Source organism: Micrococcaceae bacterium Sec5.1, assembly GCA_039636795.1.
Classification (GTDB): domain Bacteria; phylum Actinomycetota; class Actinomycetes; order Actinomycetales; family Micrococcaceae; genus Arthrobacter.
In genome coordinates this window covers 3,468,547-3,484,477 of record CP143430.1, presented here as the reverse complement: position 1 = coordinate 3,484,477, position 15,931 = coordinate 3,468,547, and the positions used below count along the sequence as shown (strand labels likewise).

General features: G+C 60.6%; 15 protein-coding genes and 2 tRNA genes. 7 read left to right on the top strand and 10 right to left on the bottom strand.

What is annotated here, in order from left to right; genetic code table 11:
- Positions 1 to 134 precede the first annotated feature (134 nt).
- Positions 135 to 207 (bottom strand) — tRNA-His (locus VUN82_15845).
- Positions 208 to 339: 132 nt separating this feature from the next.
- The gene (orn, locus tag VUN82_15840; protein XAS74708.1) at positions 340 to 933 is read right to left on the bottom strand and encodes an oligoribonuclease; all 594 of its coding nucleotides are present in this window, start codon (positions 931 to 933) and stop codon (positions 340 to 342) included.
- A gap of 191 nt (positions 934 to 1,124) precedes the next feature.
- Between orn and mptB the strand changes: the two genes are divergently transcribed.
- Positions 1,125 to 2,681, top strand: a complete 1,557-nt coding sequence (gene mptB, locus VUN82_15835; protein ID XAS70571.1) for a polyprenol phosphomannose-dependent alpha 1,6 mannosyltransferase MptB — start codon at positions 1,125 to 1,127, stop codon at positions 2,679 to 2,681.
- Positions 2,682 to 2,720: 39 nt separating this feature from the next.
- Here the strand turns inward: mptB and VUN82_15830 are convergent, their stop codons facing one another.
- Positions 2,721 to 3,407 carry a DNA alkylation repair protein gene (locus VUN82_15830; GenBank protein ID XAS70570.1) on the bottom strand — a complete coding sequence of 229 codons (687 nt, stop codon included), beginning with the start codon at positions 3,405 to 3,407 and terminating at the stop codon, positions 2,721 to 2,723.
- Positions 3,408 to 3,609: 202 nt separating this feature from the next.
- On the opposite strand from VUN82_15830, the gene map reads away from it, so the two are divergent.
- Complete coding sequence (map, locus tag VUN82_15825; protein ID XAS70569.1) at positions 3,610 to 4,377, top strand: type I methionyl aminopeptidase; 768 nt, start codon at positions 3,610 to 3,612, stop codon at positions 4,375 to 4,377.
- Positions 4,378 to 4,981: 604 nt separating this feature from the next.
- Here map and VUN82_15820 read toward each other — a convergent pair.
- Complete coding sequence (locus tag VUN82_15820) at positions 4,982 to 5,539, bottom strand: single-stranded DNA-binding protein (protein XAS70568.1); 558 nt, start codon at positions 5,537 to 5,539, stop codon at positions 4,982 to 4,984.
- A 220-nt stretch (positions 5,540 to 5,759) separates the two neighbouring features.
- Between VUN82_15820 and VUN82_15815 the strand changes: the two genes are divergently transcribed.
- Positions 5,760 to 5,832 (top strand) — tRNA-Arg (locus VUN82_15815).
- Between the two features lie 93 nt (positions 5,833 to 5,925).
- Here the strand turns inward: VUN82_15815 and VUN82_15810 are convergent.
- Positions 5,926 to 6,372, bottom strand: a complete 447-nt coding sequence (locus tag VUN82_15810) for an SRPBCC domain-containing protein (protein XAS70567.1) — start codon at positions 6,370 to 6,372, stop codon at positions 5,926 to 5,928.
- A 148-nt stretch (positions 6,373 to 6,520) separates the two neighbouring features.
- Here VUN82_15810 and VUN82_15805 point away from each other — a divergent pair, with 148 nt between their 5' ends.
- Both VUN82_15805 and ettA read left to right on the top strand, forming a co-directional pair.
- Positions 6,521 to 6,964: a hypothetical protein gene (locus tag VUN82_15805; GenBank protein ID XAS70566.1), complete on the top strand. Its 444-nt coding sequence runs from the start codon at positions 6,521 to 6,523 to the stop codon at positions 6,962 to 6,964.
- Between the two features lie 83 nt (positions 6,965 to 7,047).
- On the top strand, positions 7,048 to 8,730 hold the full coding sequence (gene ettA / locus VUN82_15800) for an energy-dependent translational throttle protein EttA (protein XAS70565.1): 1,683 nt from the start codon (positions 7,048 to 7,050) through the stop codon (positions 8,728 to 8,730).
- Positions 8,731 to 8,824: 94 nt separating this feature from the next.
- On the opposite strand, the gene VUN82_15795 is transcribed toward ettA, so the two are convergent.
- Positions 8,825 to 9,730 carry an acyl-CoA thioesterase II gene (locus VUN82_15795; protein ID XAS70564.1) on the bottom strand — a complete coding sequence of 302 codons (906 nt, stop codon included), beginning with the start codon at positions 9,728 to 9,730 and terminating at the stop codon, positions 8,825 to 8,827.
- 63 nt (positions 9,731 to 9,793) lie between these two features.
- Here VUN82_15795 and VUN82_15790 point away from each other — a divergent pair, with 63 nt between their 5' ends.
- Entirely contained in the window at positions 9,794 to 10,465 is a 672-nt protein-coding gene (locus VUN82_15790) for a hypothetical protein (protein XAS70563.1), read from the top strand.
- 30 nt (positions 10,466 to 10,495) lie between these two features.
- Here the strand turns inward: VUN82_15790 and VUN82_15785 are convergent, their stop codons facing one another.
- Complete coding sequence (locus tag VUN82_15785) at positions 10,496 to 10,909, bottom strand: globin (protein ID XAS74707.1); 414 nt, start codon at positions 10,907 to 10,909, stop codon at positions 10,496 to 10,498.
- Between the two features lie 34 nt (positions 10,910 to 10,943).
- Positions 10,944 to 11,606 (bottom strand): mechanosensitive ion channel domain-containing protein, encoded by a 663-nt coding sequence (locus tag VUN82_15780; GenBank protein XAS70562.1) that lies wholly within the window; start codon positions 11,604 to 11,606, stop codon positions 10,944 to 10,946.
- Between the two features lie 87 nt (positions 11,607 to 11,693).
- Between VUN82_15780 and VUN82_15775 the strand changes: the two genes are divergently transcribed.
- A complete protein-coding gene (locus VUN82_15775) occupies positions 11,694 to 12,725 on the top strand; it encodes an NAD-dependent epimerase/dehydratase family protein (GenBank protein XAS70561.1) in 1,032 nt (343 codons plus the stop codon).
- A 16-nt stretch (positions 12,726 to 12,741) separates the two neighbouring features.
- On the opposite strand, the gene VUN82_15770 is transcribed toward VUN82_15775, so the two are convergent.
- Positions 12,742 to 13,221, bottom strand: a complete 480-nt coding sequence (locus VUN82_15770) for an OsmC family protein (protein ID XAS70560.1) — start codon at positions 13,219 to 13,221, stop codon at positions 12,742 to 12,744.
- Positions 13,222 to 13,276: 55 nt separating this feature from the next.
- Positions 13,277 to 15,856 (bottom strand): aminopeptidase N, encoded by a 2,580-nt coding sequence (gene pepN, locus VUN82_15765; protein ID XAS70559.1) that lies wholly within the window; start codon positions 15,854 to 15,856, stop codon positions 13,277 to 13,279.
- Positions 15,857 to 15,931: the final 75 nt, after the last annotated feature.

The following is a 15,931-nucleotide window of genomic DNA, read 5'->3' as shown; positions in this document are numbered from 1 at the left end:
CAGCTCTTCCTTAGTCGATCGCTGTGTTCCGGAAGCAACCCGTGGGACTGCAGGCGGGCCAAAACAAAACAAAGGCCGCACCGGATAACCGGTGCGGCCTTTGTGGAAACCGGCTTTTGAGCCAATCTCGGCGGGGTGAGCGACGGGGGTTGAACCCGCGACCTCCTGGACCACAACCAGGCGCTCTGCCAACTGAGCTACGCCCACCATGCGCCTTTTTCGGTAAGTCCGTATGACCGGCATTCCGTGAAGGCAACGACAAATAGCTTACCTGCTGTTTTGGGGTGAAAAGTCCACTTTTGCCGGTTTCGACGAAAAAACCTTCAAAAATGGCGCAGATCACATAGTTTCTGTTGCACCCAGAGTCTCAGCAGTGGCTGTGATGTCTTTGGAGATGCGCTGGGCGGTAGCAGTGTCAGGGCCCGGGGCAGGTACAAAAACAGCTTGCCTGTAGTAGCGGAGCTCGTCGATGGAATCCTTGATGTCCCCCAGTGCGCGATGTCCGCCATGCTTGGCCGGCGACTGGAAGTAGGCCCGCGGGAACCAGCGGCGCGAGAGTTCCTTGATGGTACTGACATCGATGACGCGATAGTGGAGGTGCTCCACAATGTTCGGCATGTCCCTGGCCAGGAACATCCTGTCCGTGCCCACCGAGTTGCCCCCCAAGGGGGCCTTGCGGGGGTCCGGAACCCACTTCTCGATGTACTCAAGCACCTGCGCCTCAGCTTCGGCCATCGTCTTGCCGTGGGGGAGTTCGTCAAGGAGTTTGGAGCGGGTGTGCATGTCGCGAACGAAGTCGTTCATTTGCTCCAGCGCTGCGTCGTCGGGCTTGATGACGACGTCCACGCCATCGCCCAGGATGTTGAGCTCGGAGTCCGTCACGAGCGCCGCCACTTCGATCAGGGCGTCGTTCTTGAGGTCCAGGCCGGTCATTTCGCAGTCAATCCAGACGATGCGTTCATTAGTAATAGGCACGCGCCTAGCCTATCCTTCAGGCGGTTCCAAGTGCTCCGATGGTAGGATTTTTGAGCACGGCAGTGTCCTTTCTTCCTGTCGTGGACAGCCCCCAGAGATTCAGATTTCTGTCCCGGAACGCAACGGGCAAACGATTGGATGAAGACCACATGACGGTGCCTGTACCCGCCGCCCAGAAGGCAGGGAAAGAAGCGCCGCCTGCGGATGCTGCTGCCAGCGAAGTGGATAACGCCAGGTCCCCGCTGATCGCCGGTTTCATAGGTTCGATGTTCCTTGTCTTTGGCTCGCTGGGCGTTGGCTGGCTCGCGCCGGTTTCTGAACTTCGGCGGCTTCCGCTTTTCATCTGGATGCGTACCGAAGGTGTGGGCGTCGGGCTGTCCATTGTCCTGTTGGCTGTTGGTGGCATGCTGCTTGTCCGGGCTTGGCTGCGGCTGGGACAGCGGGTCCGGGTATGGGGACTCCAAGCCCGCAAGGCCACCTTGCAGGCTGTGGTGGCCTGGGGGTTGCCCATGATGTTCACTGTCCCGCTGTTCAGCAGGGATGTCTACGCCTACATCGGGCAGGGCAGACTCATGGTTGAGGGAATGAATCCCTATGAGAATGGGATTTCCGCCCTACCGAACTACTTCCAATTGGGTGCCGACAAGATGTGGACGGAAGCGCCTGTTCCCTATGGTCAGTTGTTCCTTTGGATCGAACAATTCGTTGTTTGGGTGACCAACGTCCAGCCTGAGGCCTGCATCATGCTGTTCAGGCTGGTGGCAGTTGCGGGCGTCATACTTTGCATCATCTACGTACCCAAGCTGGCAGAACTCCACGGCGTCAATCCGCACCGCGCACTATGGTTGACAGCCGCCAACCCCCTCTTTCTCACCAATTTCATTGCCAGTGTCCATAATGACGCACTCATGATTGGTCTGGCCTTGGCAGGCCTGTACTACTGCGCCACCCGCCGGGTGGTCCTGGGCTTGGTGCTGGTGACACTCTCCATTTCGGTCAAGCCAATTACGGTGGTCTTCCTGCCCTTTATTGGCTTGCTCTGGGCGGGCAAGGGTGCGTCATGGCCGCGCAAGATCCTTTTCTGGTTCCTGACAGCCGCCCTGACCTTCGGCCTCCTGTACGCCATGAGCCTGGTCAACGGGTTTGGGTTTGGATGGGTGAAGGGTCTGTCTGCCCCCGGGAGCGTCTGGATCTGGTACGCACCCATCGGCTTGATAGGCCTGGTTGTCGCGTCGATCTTCAACGTCTTTGGACTTGACGGCTGGGGCATGGCCAAGTGGGTTTACGACGCCGGCAAAGTGCTGATGGTGGGAGCCATTGCCTGGCAGGTCTTCCGGGGAGAACACGATCGCCTCATGCGCCGGCTCACCCTTGCCTTTGCGGCGATCGTCTTGTTGGCCCCGATGATCCAGTCCTGGTACGTGGTGTGGCTGATTCCGTTGTTTGCGGTAACAGGTATACGCAATGACTGGCAGGTAAAGGCGGTCTACTTCGTGGTGTCGTTCTTCATGGTCTACGCCATCTCAGACCAACTGGATGTGTTTCCCTATCTTCAAAGCGAGGATCTCGGCCTTGCCCTGACCTTGGCGCGGAACGCGGCAGCCATCATTGCGCTCCTGTTTGCCGTTTATTTGATCTTCGTTGATCCGAAGACAAAGAGCCTTTTCCGCAAGCGCGACGAGCCGGGCCTGCGCCCGATCATCTGAGGAATCGGGCGAGCGTCTTGAGGGCTCCTGTTCCAATGCTTAATGCGACGACAGAAGCCGTACCGCCTCACGTGTGGAGAGAGGGCTCAGTGCTGGAGCATTCTCTGCCGCAAACGCCCTGACCCACTCCGGGTTTGTCTTGCTGTACTCACGCAAGGCCCATCCGATGGCCTTGCGGATGAAGAACTCCTTGTCGGCAAGGTTGGGTTTGATGACAGCCGCCAGCAGTCCCGGGTCCGTTAGGCCCTTGGCTGCCAATTGCGCAGTAATGGACGCCCTTCGGATCCACATGTCCTGGTCAGTGGACCATTGGAGCAATAGCGGCGTCATGGTGGACCTGTGGGCAAGCAGGAGGCCGCAGAGGCGGTGGGCCACCCCGTCGACGAGGTCCCACCACGCGCCGGTGCGAATTATTTCCTCATAGACCGGCAGCATGCCAAGGTCTTCCTTGACCAACGGCAGGCCCGTCAATTCAATGGCTGCATATCGTTCTTCGCGCGCCTGGGCATTCCGCCATAAATCATGAACGGCCTCGCGAAGGCTGGCGGGTGAAGAGATGGGAAACTGCTTCGCTGCCACCTTGACGATCCTGCGAACTTCAGGCACCCGGATACCCCAGGACGGCATGTCCGACTTCATATATGCCTGGGCTCCCCGGGCTCGCTCAGCGTCCCTCGCGGAGCGAAGTGTTGACCGGATGGCCTCAAGTAAGTCCTTGTTCTCCATGCCCCAACTCTATGACCGGCCGTCGTGGGAAGTATCCAGTCGGGAACTCCTCCTTATTCTCCACGCCATGCAGCCACCTGCCCCACGTAGAGTGGGTCCAATGGCCAGCGGATCCCACGATGATCCAGAACAGCGAATGTCCCTGAACAGCGAATGACCCTGAACAGCAAATGCTCCCGCCCAGCAAAACCGGAGGAATCCCATGTCCATGCTTAAGACACCGGACCAGATCTCGATGATGCGTGAGGCCGGCAGGGTGGTGGCCAACGCCTTGGCAGCAGTCAGGGAGCATGCCGATGTCGGCGTTTCCCTCAAGGAACTGGATGAGGTTGCTGCGGACGTCATTTCAGGCGCTGGGGCCAAACCGGCCTTCCTGGATTACCATCCGCGGTGGGCAGCGCTCCCGTTTCCCGGGGTGATCTGTGCCAGCGTGAATGACGCTGTGGTGCATGGAATACCAGATGGCTACGTCCTCCAGGACGGGGACCTCCTAAGTGTGGATTGCGGCGCCTTCCTTGAAGGCTGGTGTGGAGATGCTGCCATCAGCTTCATCGTGGGGACGGCAGATCCAGCGGACCAGGCACTGATCGATGCCACAGACGCTGCACTCGCCCGGGGTATCGAAGCTGCCCGGGTGGGCAACAAGATGGGCGACCTCGCCTATGCAATCGGCGGTGAGGCCAAACGTGCTGGATATGGTTTGTTGGCCGATCACGGTGGCCACGGTATCGGCCGGACAATGCACGCCGAACCGCCCGTTCCCAACATCGGCAGGCCGGGCAGGGGCATCAAACTTCAAGAAGGGCTGGTCATTGCCATCGAACCAATGCTCATCCTTGGAGGTAAGGACGACTATTACCACGATGACGATGAGTGGACTCTGCGCTCCTCCAGCGGAAACAGGGCCGCGCATAGCGAACACACCGTGGCGATCACCGCCGATGGGCCCATGATCCTGACCTTGCCGTAGCTGCCTCGATGGCAGTTGGCCACTCTGGCAGCGACTAGGATTTGCCCGGGCTTGTTATGGGGTTTCTTATGCGGCCTGGTTGTTTAGGCGAACGATGGCGCGCCCGGGAATGGGAGTTGAAACCACGGAGAACCCGCTTTCAATGAACAGCGAAACCGTGCCGTGATACAAGTCCGAGGGACCAGCCTTTGGACGAAGGCGGGTGTCGATGGGATACGCCTCAAGGGTAGTAGCCCCGTTATTGAAGGCTGCGACCGTCCTATGCGCGCGTAGTTTGCCCGGGGCTCCACTGCACACCAGCCGACCACCTGACCACCCCGGAATGCCAGTACCCCTGGCTCTGGATCCTCGTCAAAGCGTGTCCGCAGGAGCTCCTTGCGTTCGTTTGGTGCCGTGGACCTGAACTCCTTGCCGGGGAGGGCGAACCGGCGGCACCAGCACCGGGATGGCTCGCCCTTGACCCCGAATAACTCCTCCAAGGCCTCCCAGGATGCAGGAGCGGTCTCCAGCCGGGGAGCTGCTGCGTCGTATGCCATGGACCCAGAATAATCTCCACCCGCGGGGCTGGTCCCGCGAGTTTCATCGCGGTCCCCGACGCGGAAGTTCAAGCCCCGGCACCCACCAACTCACCTGTGGTGGTGTTTACCACCAGCGGACCGGTACCGTCCGGGTCATCGACGTCGACTGTTTCTGTCTCCTCCTCCGGGGGCGCTTGTTCGTTGTCGCCGGACTCCCACTCAATCCCCGGATCTCCAAGCTTCCCGGCTGCCTCGCCGGACGGGTTCGAGTCAGCTGGAGCCGACGTCCCGTTCATCCGGGTGAAGTTCGCAGAGCCCCACATGAGATCGTGCCCGACTGATTCCGCGTCGACTTCTGCCACATGGTAGATCCTGCCCTCGTGTTCCCACTGCCGCAGGCGTAGCTTTCCGACGACGATGACGCGTTGACCCTTCTTCACGCTACAGCCGACATGGCCGGCTAAGTAGCGAAACGACTGCACGGTGTACCAGTTGGTATTGCCGTCCACCCATGTATTGCTGGCCCGGTCGTAGCGGCGTTCAGTTGTCCCAAGACGAAATGAAGCAGTGGACGTACCCCGCGTAGTGGTAGAACTCTTGACCTCCGAGGCTACGAAGCCTCGAAGAGTAATGGTGTCGTTCATGGTGGTCCTTCTGGATGTAGGAAAGTGCCCGTCCGGCCCTCTTAGCTTCATCCACACAACCCGCGCAGGGGAGTACGGTATGTGCCTATGTGAATAACTACCGAACGAAGGCCTGTTGTGGAGGAGAAGTACCCATAGGCGTGGGCTGACAGGCTGGAGGTCGAATGCACTGTAAACTCTTTGTGGCGCCAGCGGCTTAGGCTGGTATTGGCGCCAGTGCGCCCCAGTAGCTCAGGGGATAGAGCAGCGGCCTTCTAATCCGCCGGTCGGGGGTTCGATTCCCTCCTGGGGCACGAGAAATCCCCCGGAACCTGCAGGGTTCCGGGGGATTTATTCTTTCACTGCCTGGCACCTTGCCTGTGACTCAAGAAATTTGGGGCTGTGACTCAAGAAATTTGGGGCTGTGACTCAAGAAATTCCTTGAGGTTCTGAAGAACCGTGCGCCACGTCGCTGCGGAATGCTCCACTTCTTCTTCGCTCTTGTTGTTGCCCTGCGCAATCGTGACTGATGTTCCTTCATCCGCATCGTCGAGTCGGTATTCGACCGTGTGATAGTTCCCGGGGGAATCGGGAAGTCCTGACGCAGGACTGTAGTGAGTGGTTTTCAAGAGCTGTAGGGGTTCGAAGGCCAGGATGACGCCCTTGTCCTCGTATGCTTTGCCGTTGTACTCGCCGGAGTACGTGATTGGGTCGCCGACCTTCCACGACGTTTCGACATTGGTCCCGAGGAAGTATTGCTTGATGAGGCCAGGATCCGTCAGGGCCTTCCATACCTGCTCGCGCCGGGCGGCCACCGTGATCGAGGCCTCGGCATTGGGAACTTTTCCTTCCATGATTTCTCCTTCCTGCGGCCCACCCGTCCCGGCGAGCCAGCACTTGGCCCACGCTACGCCCGCCTGCAGCCCGTGGGAATGGCAGAATGGCTATGTGATGAGCAGGGGAACCAGGGTGGAGCAGCCGAGTCGTGCAAGAAATTTTCAGTTGAACGGTAAGGCTGTCGGGACGGCTCTGGTCATTGTTGCTGCGCTGGCGCTGCCTGCATGTGCCGCATCCCCCAAAACACCCACGGCAGGCACCCCTTCTTCAAGCCCCGCGTCCCAACAGCCCGGCGGCGGAACGACTATGGACCCCGCAGTCGTGACCACGAGCACGGCTGTGGAGGCGGCACTTAAGAAAATCGTGGCTGCCAACCCCAAGCCGGATACGGAATCCGTTCGAGCAGCTTTGGTATCGGCTGGCATTCCCAAAGCCAATGTAGAAGTGTCCGTCAGCCGGACGCCCACTGGTCTTGATGTCGATGCGTTGGAAGCTGCGGCGCTGGCAGGCGATAGTTGCGTCATGGGCCAGATCCGGGATGGAGGCGTCGTGATGAGCGTTCTGCCGGTACTTGCCACGGGGAAATGCTTCGTGGGCAGCGTTCGCTAGGAGCACCGCCCCAAGGAGCTGCTGGCAGGGGCCCAATAGCACCGAATGTGAGATCTGTCCGCCTACCCACTAGATTTAAGGGCATGGCGGAATTCATTTACACGATGACCAAGGCTCGCAAGGCCGTTGGCGACAAACTTATTTTGGACGATGTAAGCATGTCGTTCTACCCTGGCGCGAAGATTGGCGTCGTGGGCCCGAACGGTGCTGGCAAGTCCACCATCCTGAAGATCATGGCCGGGCTGGACACTCCTTCAAACGGCGAGGCCCGCCTGAGCCCCGGGTATACCGTGGGCATCCTCTTGCAGGAACCGCCGCTGAATGAAGAAAAGACTGTCCTTGGCAACGTCCAGGAAGGCGTTGGCGAGATCTACGGCAAGATCCAGCGTTTCAACGAGATCTCCGAAGAGATGGCCAACCCGGATGCGGATTACGACACTCTCCTGGATGAGATGGGCAAGCTGCAGGAAGCCATTGACGCTGCCGATGCCTGGGATATCGATTCCCAGCTCGAGCAGGCCATGGACGCATTGCGATGCCCGCCTGCTGATTCCGATGTCACCGTCCTCTCCGGTGGTGAGCGCCGCCGCGTAGCGCTGTGCAAGCTTCTGCTCCAGAAGCCGGACCTTCTGCTCCTTGACGAGCCCACCAACCACTTGGACGCCGAGAGCGTTCTTTGGCTTGAGCAGCACCTCTCCCAGTACCCCGGTGCCGTCCTTGCCGTGACTCACGACCGGTACTTCCTGGATCACGTGGCTGAGTGGATCGCAGAAGTCGACCGCGGCCACCTTTACCCGTACGAAGGTAACTACTCCACCTACCTGGAGAAGAAGAAGGCCCGCCTTGAGGTCCAAGGTAAGAAGGACGCAAAGCTGTCCAAGCGCCTTACCGAAGAACTTGAATGGGTGCGCTCCAACGCCAAGGGCCGTCAGACCAAGTCAAAGGCCCGTCTTGCCCGCTATGAAGAAATGGCTGCAGAGGCCGAGCGCACGCGCAAGCTCGACTTCGAAGAGATCCAGATTCCGCCGGGCCCGCGTCTGGGTTCCGTAGTGATCGAGGCCAAGAAGCTGAAGAAGGGCTTCGACGATCGTGTCCTGATCGAAGACCTCTCCTTCTCACTGCCCCGCAACGGCATCGTTGGCGTCATCGGCCCGAACGGTGTGGGCAAGTCCACCTTGTTCAAAACCATCGTCGGCATGGAGCCGTTGGACGATGGTGAGCTCAAGATCGGCGAATCCGTGAAGATCTCATACGTGGACCAGTCCCGTGGCGGCATCGATCCCAATAAGTCTCTCTGGGAAGTTGTTTCCGAAGGCCATGACTACATTCAGGTCGGGCAGGTCGAAATGCCTTCACGTGCCTACGTTTCGGCGTTTGGCTTCAAGGGACCGGACCAGCAGAAGAAGGCTGGTGTCCTCTCCGGTGGTGAGCGCAACCGCCTCAACCTTGCCTTGACACTTAAGCAAGGTGGCAACCTCCTGCTCCTTGACGAGCCCACTAACGACCTCGACGTCGAAACCCTGAGCAGCCTGGAAAATGCCCTGCTCGAGTTCCCTGGCTGCGCCGTGGTGGTCTCTCACGACCGTTGGTTCCTGGACAGGGTAGCAACCCACATCCTCGCCTATGAAGGTGACGACGAGAACCCCTCCAAGTGGTACTGGTTCGAAGGTAACTTCGACTCCTATGAGGAGAACAAGGTGGAGCGCCTCGGCGCTGATGCGGCAAAGCCGCACCGCGTGACGCACCGCCGTCTGACCCGCGACTAACGGGTAGCCACAGACACAAAAAGAGGCCGGTCCCACCAGGGGCCGGCCTCTTTGCTTTAACACCTGCGCTTTAACCTTCCAGCGCACCAACAGCCTACGGAATCCTGACCATCCCCTCCTGTGCCACGGTCGCGACGTGCACGCCTTCGCGGTTGAATATCCGGCCGGTAGCCAAACCACGTGCCCCTTGGGCGCTGGGGGACTCCTGGACGTACAGCATCCACTCATCCACCCGGACGGGCCGGTGCCACCACATGGCGTGATCGAGACTTGCGACGCTCATACCCGGTGTCATCCAGGCGAGGCCGTGTTTGCGGAGAATGGGCTCCAACAAGGTGTAGTCGCTGGCGTAGGCCAACGCGGCCAGGTGCAGCTTGGGATCGTCGGGCAAGGGGCCCATGGTTTTCATCCAGACGGCATTGGTGGCCACGTGCTCGTTGGGCGGTGACACGTAAAGTGCGGGGTCGATGTGGCGGACATCGAACGGCCGCTCCGAGGACATATGCCGTGCCAACGGGTGGTCGAATTGAGCCAGCAACTCAGCCGTGCTGGGCAAGGATTCGGGGTCCGGAATGCCTTCGGGCATTGTCGCTTGATGGTCCAGGCCTTCATCTTGAACCTGGAACGAGGCAATCATGGAAAGGATGGGGACACCGTCCTGATAAGCATGAACGCGCCGCGCCGAGAAGGACCGACCGTCACGCAACCGTTCCACACCGAAGGTGATGGGCTTATTGGCGTCACCGGGACGCAGGAAATAGCCGTGCATGGAGTGGGCCACCCGGTCAGCTTCCACGGTTCGCATGCCAGCCATCATGGATTGGGCTAGAACCTGGCCGCCGAAGACACGATGCCGGGGCTGTTTTTGGGAAGGTCCAAGGAAGATGTCCTCATTGGTCCGGGCTCCGTCGAAGTCACCCAGGTCCAACAGGCCAATCAGGACTTCCGTCGGATCTTCGGCGGGTGCCTCAACCTTGAGGCCAGCGTTCGTGTCAGTCATGGTTCGACTCTAGACGGCCCCCGGACCCCTCTCAACTGCGGACATGCCGGTAGAGTCGATGCTGTGACAGACCTCTTGACCCAGTCCTTCCGCTTTGCCGATCCCAGCGACCTCGTTGACCTGCGGACGTACGTCACGCGTGCCAAGAGCATCGATGACGGTGCCATCCGCCTGCAGGCCGCAGGCCAGGTATTGGCCGCGTACGTGTGTGTGCTCAGGCCACGCATCCTGGGCGAATCGACTCCCACAATCCTTGGGTTACGGACTATGGCACTTGCAGAACCCGCGCAGGCCGATGTCACGGTGACGCTCGCCTCCGTCATGGACCGTCTTGCCCGCTCAGGTGCCGACGACGTCGAGTTGCCCATTCCGCCGTCGACGGTTTCGGAGTCCTGGGCTGGCGTCGGCGCGCCGAGGAGCGGTTGGGAAGCCCTTGGGAAGGTGCTCGACGCCGACCTGAAGTCAGCAGCGGAGGCCGGCATTGCAGAGGTGGCTGGCGTGGTGCCCACTGCCGCCGGAGCTGCCGTTGTGAATACCGCCCGGGCCGCCGTGTGGGGACGAGAACTCCCCGGCCTCAGTGACCTGCCTGCCGGTGCGGCCTTCGCTGCATTCGCCTTGGGATTCCTGGGAGCGGGCGAACAGCAGTTGTTCCGCAATGGACGGTGGTTCCGCTTAAGTGGTCCTCGTGGCCATGTACTGGTCCGCACGGGCGCAGGCTTGGGCCTGGGCTTCTAGCCCCAGACGACCAGAAGCAGACGACCAGGTTCAGACGGCCGAGGGGCTGTTCACCATGGTCAGCGCAGCGCGTTCCATGTAGTCCCATAGGGTTCCCTCATGAAGGGGCGACAACCCCAGCGAGTCCACTGCTGTCCGCATGTGGAAGAGCCAGCGGTCCTTCGCTTCGGGCGTGACGCGGAACGGCATGTGGCGCATCCGCAAGCGCGGATGGCCGCGCTCCTCACTGTAGGTAGTTGGACCGCCCCAATACTGTTCAAGGAACATGAGGAAGCGCCGTTTGGCCGGTTCCAGGTCTTCTTCGGGATACATGGGCCGCAGAAGGGGATCCTGCGCAACGCCGTCGTAGAAGACGTCAATCAGCTTCACGAAAGTATCGTGCCCGCCCACAGCTGCATAAAAGCTGTCGGTGTAGGCAGGTTGGCTGAAGGGATCGTTCTGCATGAGCTGGCGTCGTGGACCAGCTTGGGGGTTCGTCTCACTCACTGGCCTTCTCCTCAGCCTTCTTGGCAGCATCATTGTCGTCGGTTTCCGGCGACTCCAACGGAACGTAGTCTCCCTGCGAGCGGTTGCCCACGCGCAGGATTTCACCGTTTCGCAGATACCAGATGGCTCCGTCCTCAGCGCGGACCCGCGTAATGCGCAGGCCCACTGATTCAACGGTACCAATCACTTCGCTGGTGACGATCACATCGCCTATTCCGTACTGGTCTTCGATGGTGATGAAGATACCGGCGAGGAAGTCACGGATCAGCTGCTGTGCACCGAAACCGATAGCGACACCCAGTATTCCCACGCTTGTCAGCAGGGGCGCGACGTCCACGTTCATGAACTTGAGGACGTAAATGATCACGATCACCACCACCACGACGCTCACGAGGCTTGTCAGCAAAGTGCCTATGGTTTCGGCACGCTGTGAACGGCGTTCGTGATCCAGTGCGCGGATTGCCGGTTGCACCCATTTGAAGTGGGGCTTCTTGAAGAAGGAGCTGCCCGCGGACACTCGCCGCGTGATGCGCAGGATGATGAATCGCGCCACGATCCACACCAGCAGGCCCACGCCCAAGGTGATGAGGATCGAAACGAAGTCGATTTTCTCCGGTTCGATGGTGATGGTTTCCGCCAGGGGGATGGAGGTCAAGGTGGAATAACTCCTTGTGGTCGGCCCGTGTTCGCCGGGCGCGGAACACTCTGTCCACGTCCAACCCTATCGCCGTAGCGTGACGGTATGCGCATTCTGGTCCTTGGCGGTACTGCCTTCCTGTCAGCTGAAATCGCAAAGCAGGCGCTTGCCTTGGGGCACGACGTCACGTGTCTTGCCCGTGGCACCCAGGCGAACCCGCCCGACGGCGTGACCTGGGTTCGTGGCGACCGCGCCTTGGGTAGTGCAGCCTATGAGGACGTGAACAGCAGCTGGGACGCGGTGGTTGATGTTTCCAGGGATCCTGTTCAGGCGCGGGATGCCCTTGAGGTCTTGGGACCGAGTGCGCGCCATTGGACCTTCGTGTCCAGTTGCTCTGTGTATGCCGATCATTCGGTTCCCGGGGCTGACGAGACGGCGGGGCTCCTTGAACCCCTGCCCGAAGGACAAGCCGGAACCCCGGAAACCTATGGGGAATCAAAATCTGCGATCGAGCGCATGACGCTGGACCTGGTGGGGCACAAAGCCCACATTGTGCGGGCGGGTCTGATCGGAGGGCCAGAGGACGGCTCTGACCGTTACGGCTATTGGCCTGGGCGCTTTGCTGCCAATACTGAGCCGGTTCTGGTTCCGAACATTCCGGATGACGCCACCCAGGTTATCGACGTCCGGGACCTCGCCAGGTGGATCATTCAAGGGGCAGAGAAGGGCCTGACGGGCGCTTACAACGCGTCGGGAGATGTAGTTCCGTTCCGCGAGTACATTTCGGAATCCTGCCGCGTGGCCCTGGGCCAGGAGAGGCAGCCGGACAGGGAGGAGTGGCCACCGTTGAGCGAAACAGTCCAGGCCGACGAAGGCTGGCTGGTGGAGCAGGGCGTTGAGTACTGGGCCGGGCCGGACTCACTTCCCTTGTGGTTGCCAGCGGACCACGACGGCTTCCAATCGCGAAGCAATCAAGCCGCCAAGGCGCTCGGTATGACGTTGCGCCCATGGCAGGAGACTCTCCGGGACGCCTTGGACTACGAGCGCAGCCTGGGCTTGGAAAGGGAGCGCAAGGCAGGCTTAAGCCGCGAAACCGAACGCAGGCTGGTAGGACTCCTGCGGGAACAAAGGACCTAAGGCGGGTTCAACAGCCTCAGGCCGCTGCCGACGTCGTCATTGGTTCGTGCAGAACGGGGAAGTTGACGCTGCGCGCTATGAAACAGACGTGGTTGGCTTCGTGGTGAAGTTGCGCCATCAATGCCGAATGAGCCGGATCCGCGATGGTGACGTGAGGCTTCAGGGTCACGCTCTCGAACTGACCGCTGCCATCACGATTTAGCTTCATGACGCCCTCGGCGTTGTCCTCGTAACCGGTAACCACAACTCCATGTCTTACCGCCACGTGTAGGAATGAGAGCATGTGGCATTGCGCCAGGGCAGCAAGCAGGAGTTGTTCTGGGTTGTAGCGTGTGCGGTCGCCGTGGAAGGTCGGGTCCGAGGAACCCTTCAAGATCGGAAGGCCCGGGATATCGACATCATGATCCCGCGAGTACCCTCGGTAGCTTTCTGTACCGACGCCCAGGTTTCCAGTCCAGCGGACGGTCAATGCATAGTGGTGTTCGTTGAGACCCATGCGGACAGTTTAGCCATCAGCCAAACAGCGCCAGCACAGGCCCCAACGGACTTGCTTAGGCGTCTGCGTCCACGTCCACGTCCGCTGCCCGGGCACGGAGCGCCCGCGCCACTGCGTCCCGGTTTTCCAGCATCATGCGGCGCAGCGCTGCGCTTTCTTCGGGCAGGTTCGCGAGGAACTCGTCCGTGCGGTCCACCGTGGCCTGGGTTGTGAGTTGCGCCGGGTAGAGGCCCACGACGATCTGCTGGGCCAAGGCGTGCGTGCGTTCTTTGACAATCCCGGGGACCGCTTCAAAGTACTTTTCCGCGTACGGCTCCAGCAGGCTGGTGTCAGGCACCCGCATGAAGCCGGCCACCGCTGAGGCTTGCAGGGCGTTGGAGAGTTCGCCCTTGACCACGATGGAATCCCACGCCGCAGCCTTGGCCTCGGCTGTGGGAATAGCGGCCTTGGCCTGTGCCGCGGCATTTTGGCCGGTGGAGGTGTTGTCGCGGGCGAGTTCCTGGTCGATGCGCTCCTGGCCCTGCCTGCCGCCGGCCACCAAGGCGGTTAGCAGCTCCCACCGCATGTCCTGGTCGACGGTGAGGCCCTCAAGCGTGTCGGTCCCGTCCAGCAGCGCTTGGATGCGATCCAGCTGATCCCCGCTCCGTGAAAGTTGAGCATAGGACTTCACGAACTGCAGCTGCGCATCCGAGCCGGCTTCCACTTCGGAGGCGAGGTCCCACAACTTGTCGGCAGCCGCGATCGTTGCCTCCAGCTTGTGCTCGGCTGCCACATAGTAGGTCAGCGTCGTGGCAAGTTGCCGCAATTGGACGAGGATCACCGAGGAGTCTGTTTCCTCTGCGATGTTTGCCAGGATCAGTTCGACGTAGCCGCGCGCAGGAGTTTCTCCGTCCCGTGCTGCATCCCACACGGAACCCCAGACCAGCGTGCGGGGCAGGCTGGCGGCAAAATCCTTGAGATGCGCTTTCGCTGTGGCCAGCGAGTGAGCATCCAGGCGTACCTTGGCGTAGGCGAGATCGTCGTCGTTGAGCAGGATGAGGTCCGGGCGTGCGAGGCCAGCCAGGGTGGGGACTTCGGTCCGATGGCCCTCGACGTCCAGCTCCTCGCGATGCGTCCGCTCCAGCTTGCCCTGTTCGGAAAGGTTGTAGAAGCCCACCGCAAGGCGGTGAGGGCGGAGGGTTGGTTGTTCATCGATCGCGGACTGCAGGATGCTGAACGCGGTGATGGTGCCGTCGGCGTCCTCGTCCACCTCGGGAGCGAGGGTGTTCACGCCGGCGGTTTCAAGCCAGAGCTTGCCCCAAACGTCCAAGTCACGGCCGCTTGCGGCTTCAAGTTCCACCATGAGATCAGCAAGCTCAGTGTTCTCCCAGGCGTGCTTGGCAAAATACGCGCGCACCCCGGACATGAACTGCTCGGGTCCAACCCAGGCCACCAATTGCCGCAAGACAGAGGCGCCCTTGGCATAGGTGATGCCATCGAAGTTGACTTCCACATCTTCAAGGTTGTTGATTTCCGCGAAGATCGGGTGCGTGGTGGGCAGCTGGTCCTGACGGTAGGCCCAGGACTTCTCCACCGAGGCGAAGGTGGTCCACGCCCGGTCGAAGGCAGTGTTTTCCACCGCGGCCAGGTGGGACATGTACTCGGCGAAGGACTCGTTGAGCCAGAGGTCGTTCCACCAGCGCATGGTCACAAGGTCCCCGAACCACATGTGCGCGAGCTCGTGCAGGACCGTGATGGCACGGCGCTCGATCTGCGCACCGGCGACCTTGCCGCGGAAGATGTATCCCTCCAGGATTGTCACGGCACCTGCGTTTTCCATCGCGCCGGCATTGAACTCCGGGACGAACAGCTGATCGTACTTTTCAAACGGGTACGGGCAACCGAACTGTGCCTCGAAGAATTCGAAGCCCTGGCGGGTCAGTTCGAAGATGTTGTCCGCGTCCAGGTACTGCATCAGGGATTTGCGCGCGAAGACGCCGAGCGGAATGACCCTGCCATCCGAACTTGTCACCTCGGAACGAATGGACTGGTACGGTCCGGCTATCAGGGCGGTGACATACGAGGACAGACGCGGGGTGGGAGTGAATTCCCACACGGACCTGCCTCCACCGCCCTCGCCTCCATCAGTTTCAACCGGTACCGGCGTGGGGGAGTTGGAGACGACGTCCCAGTGGGAGGGAGCGGTGACGTGGAACGTGAAGCTGGCCTTCAGGTCCGGCTGCTCGAAGACAGCGAACATCCGCCGGGAATCCGGAACCTCGAACTGGGTGTAGAGATAGACCTCCCCATCCACCGGATCCACGAAGCGGTGGAGGCCCTCGCCCGTGTTCATGTACCGCGCATCGGCGACGACTGTGAGTTCATTCTCGGCAGCGAGGTTTGGAAGTTGGATGCGGATGCCATCAGATACCTCGGCGGGATCCAGTTCGGTGCCGTTAAGGGTAACGCTGTAAAGGCTCTCGGTGACGGCGTCGATAAACGTCGCGGCTCCAGCCTTGGCCGAAAACTTCACCACGGTGGTGGATCCGAAGACCTCGGCACCCTTGGTCAGATCCAGGGTGACGTTGTAGGACTCGACGTTGAGCATTTCAGCGCGCTGCGCAGCTTCTTCGCGCGTCAGGTTAAGGCCTGGCAAGTGGTGCCTCCAGAGGTTGGGGTGACCGGCCGGGGCAGGTCCGGTCGATGGTGTGAAGCCATTCTTTCACTCCAC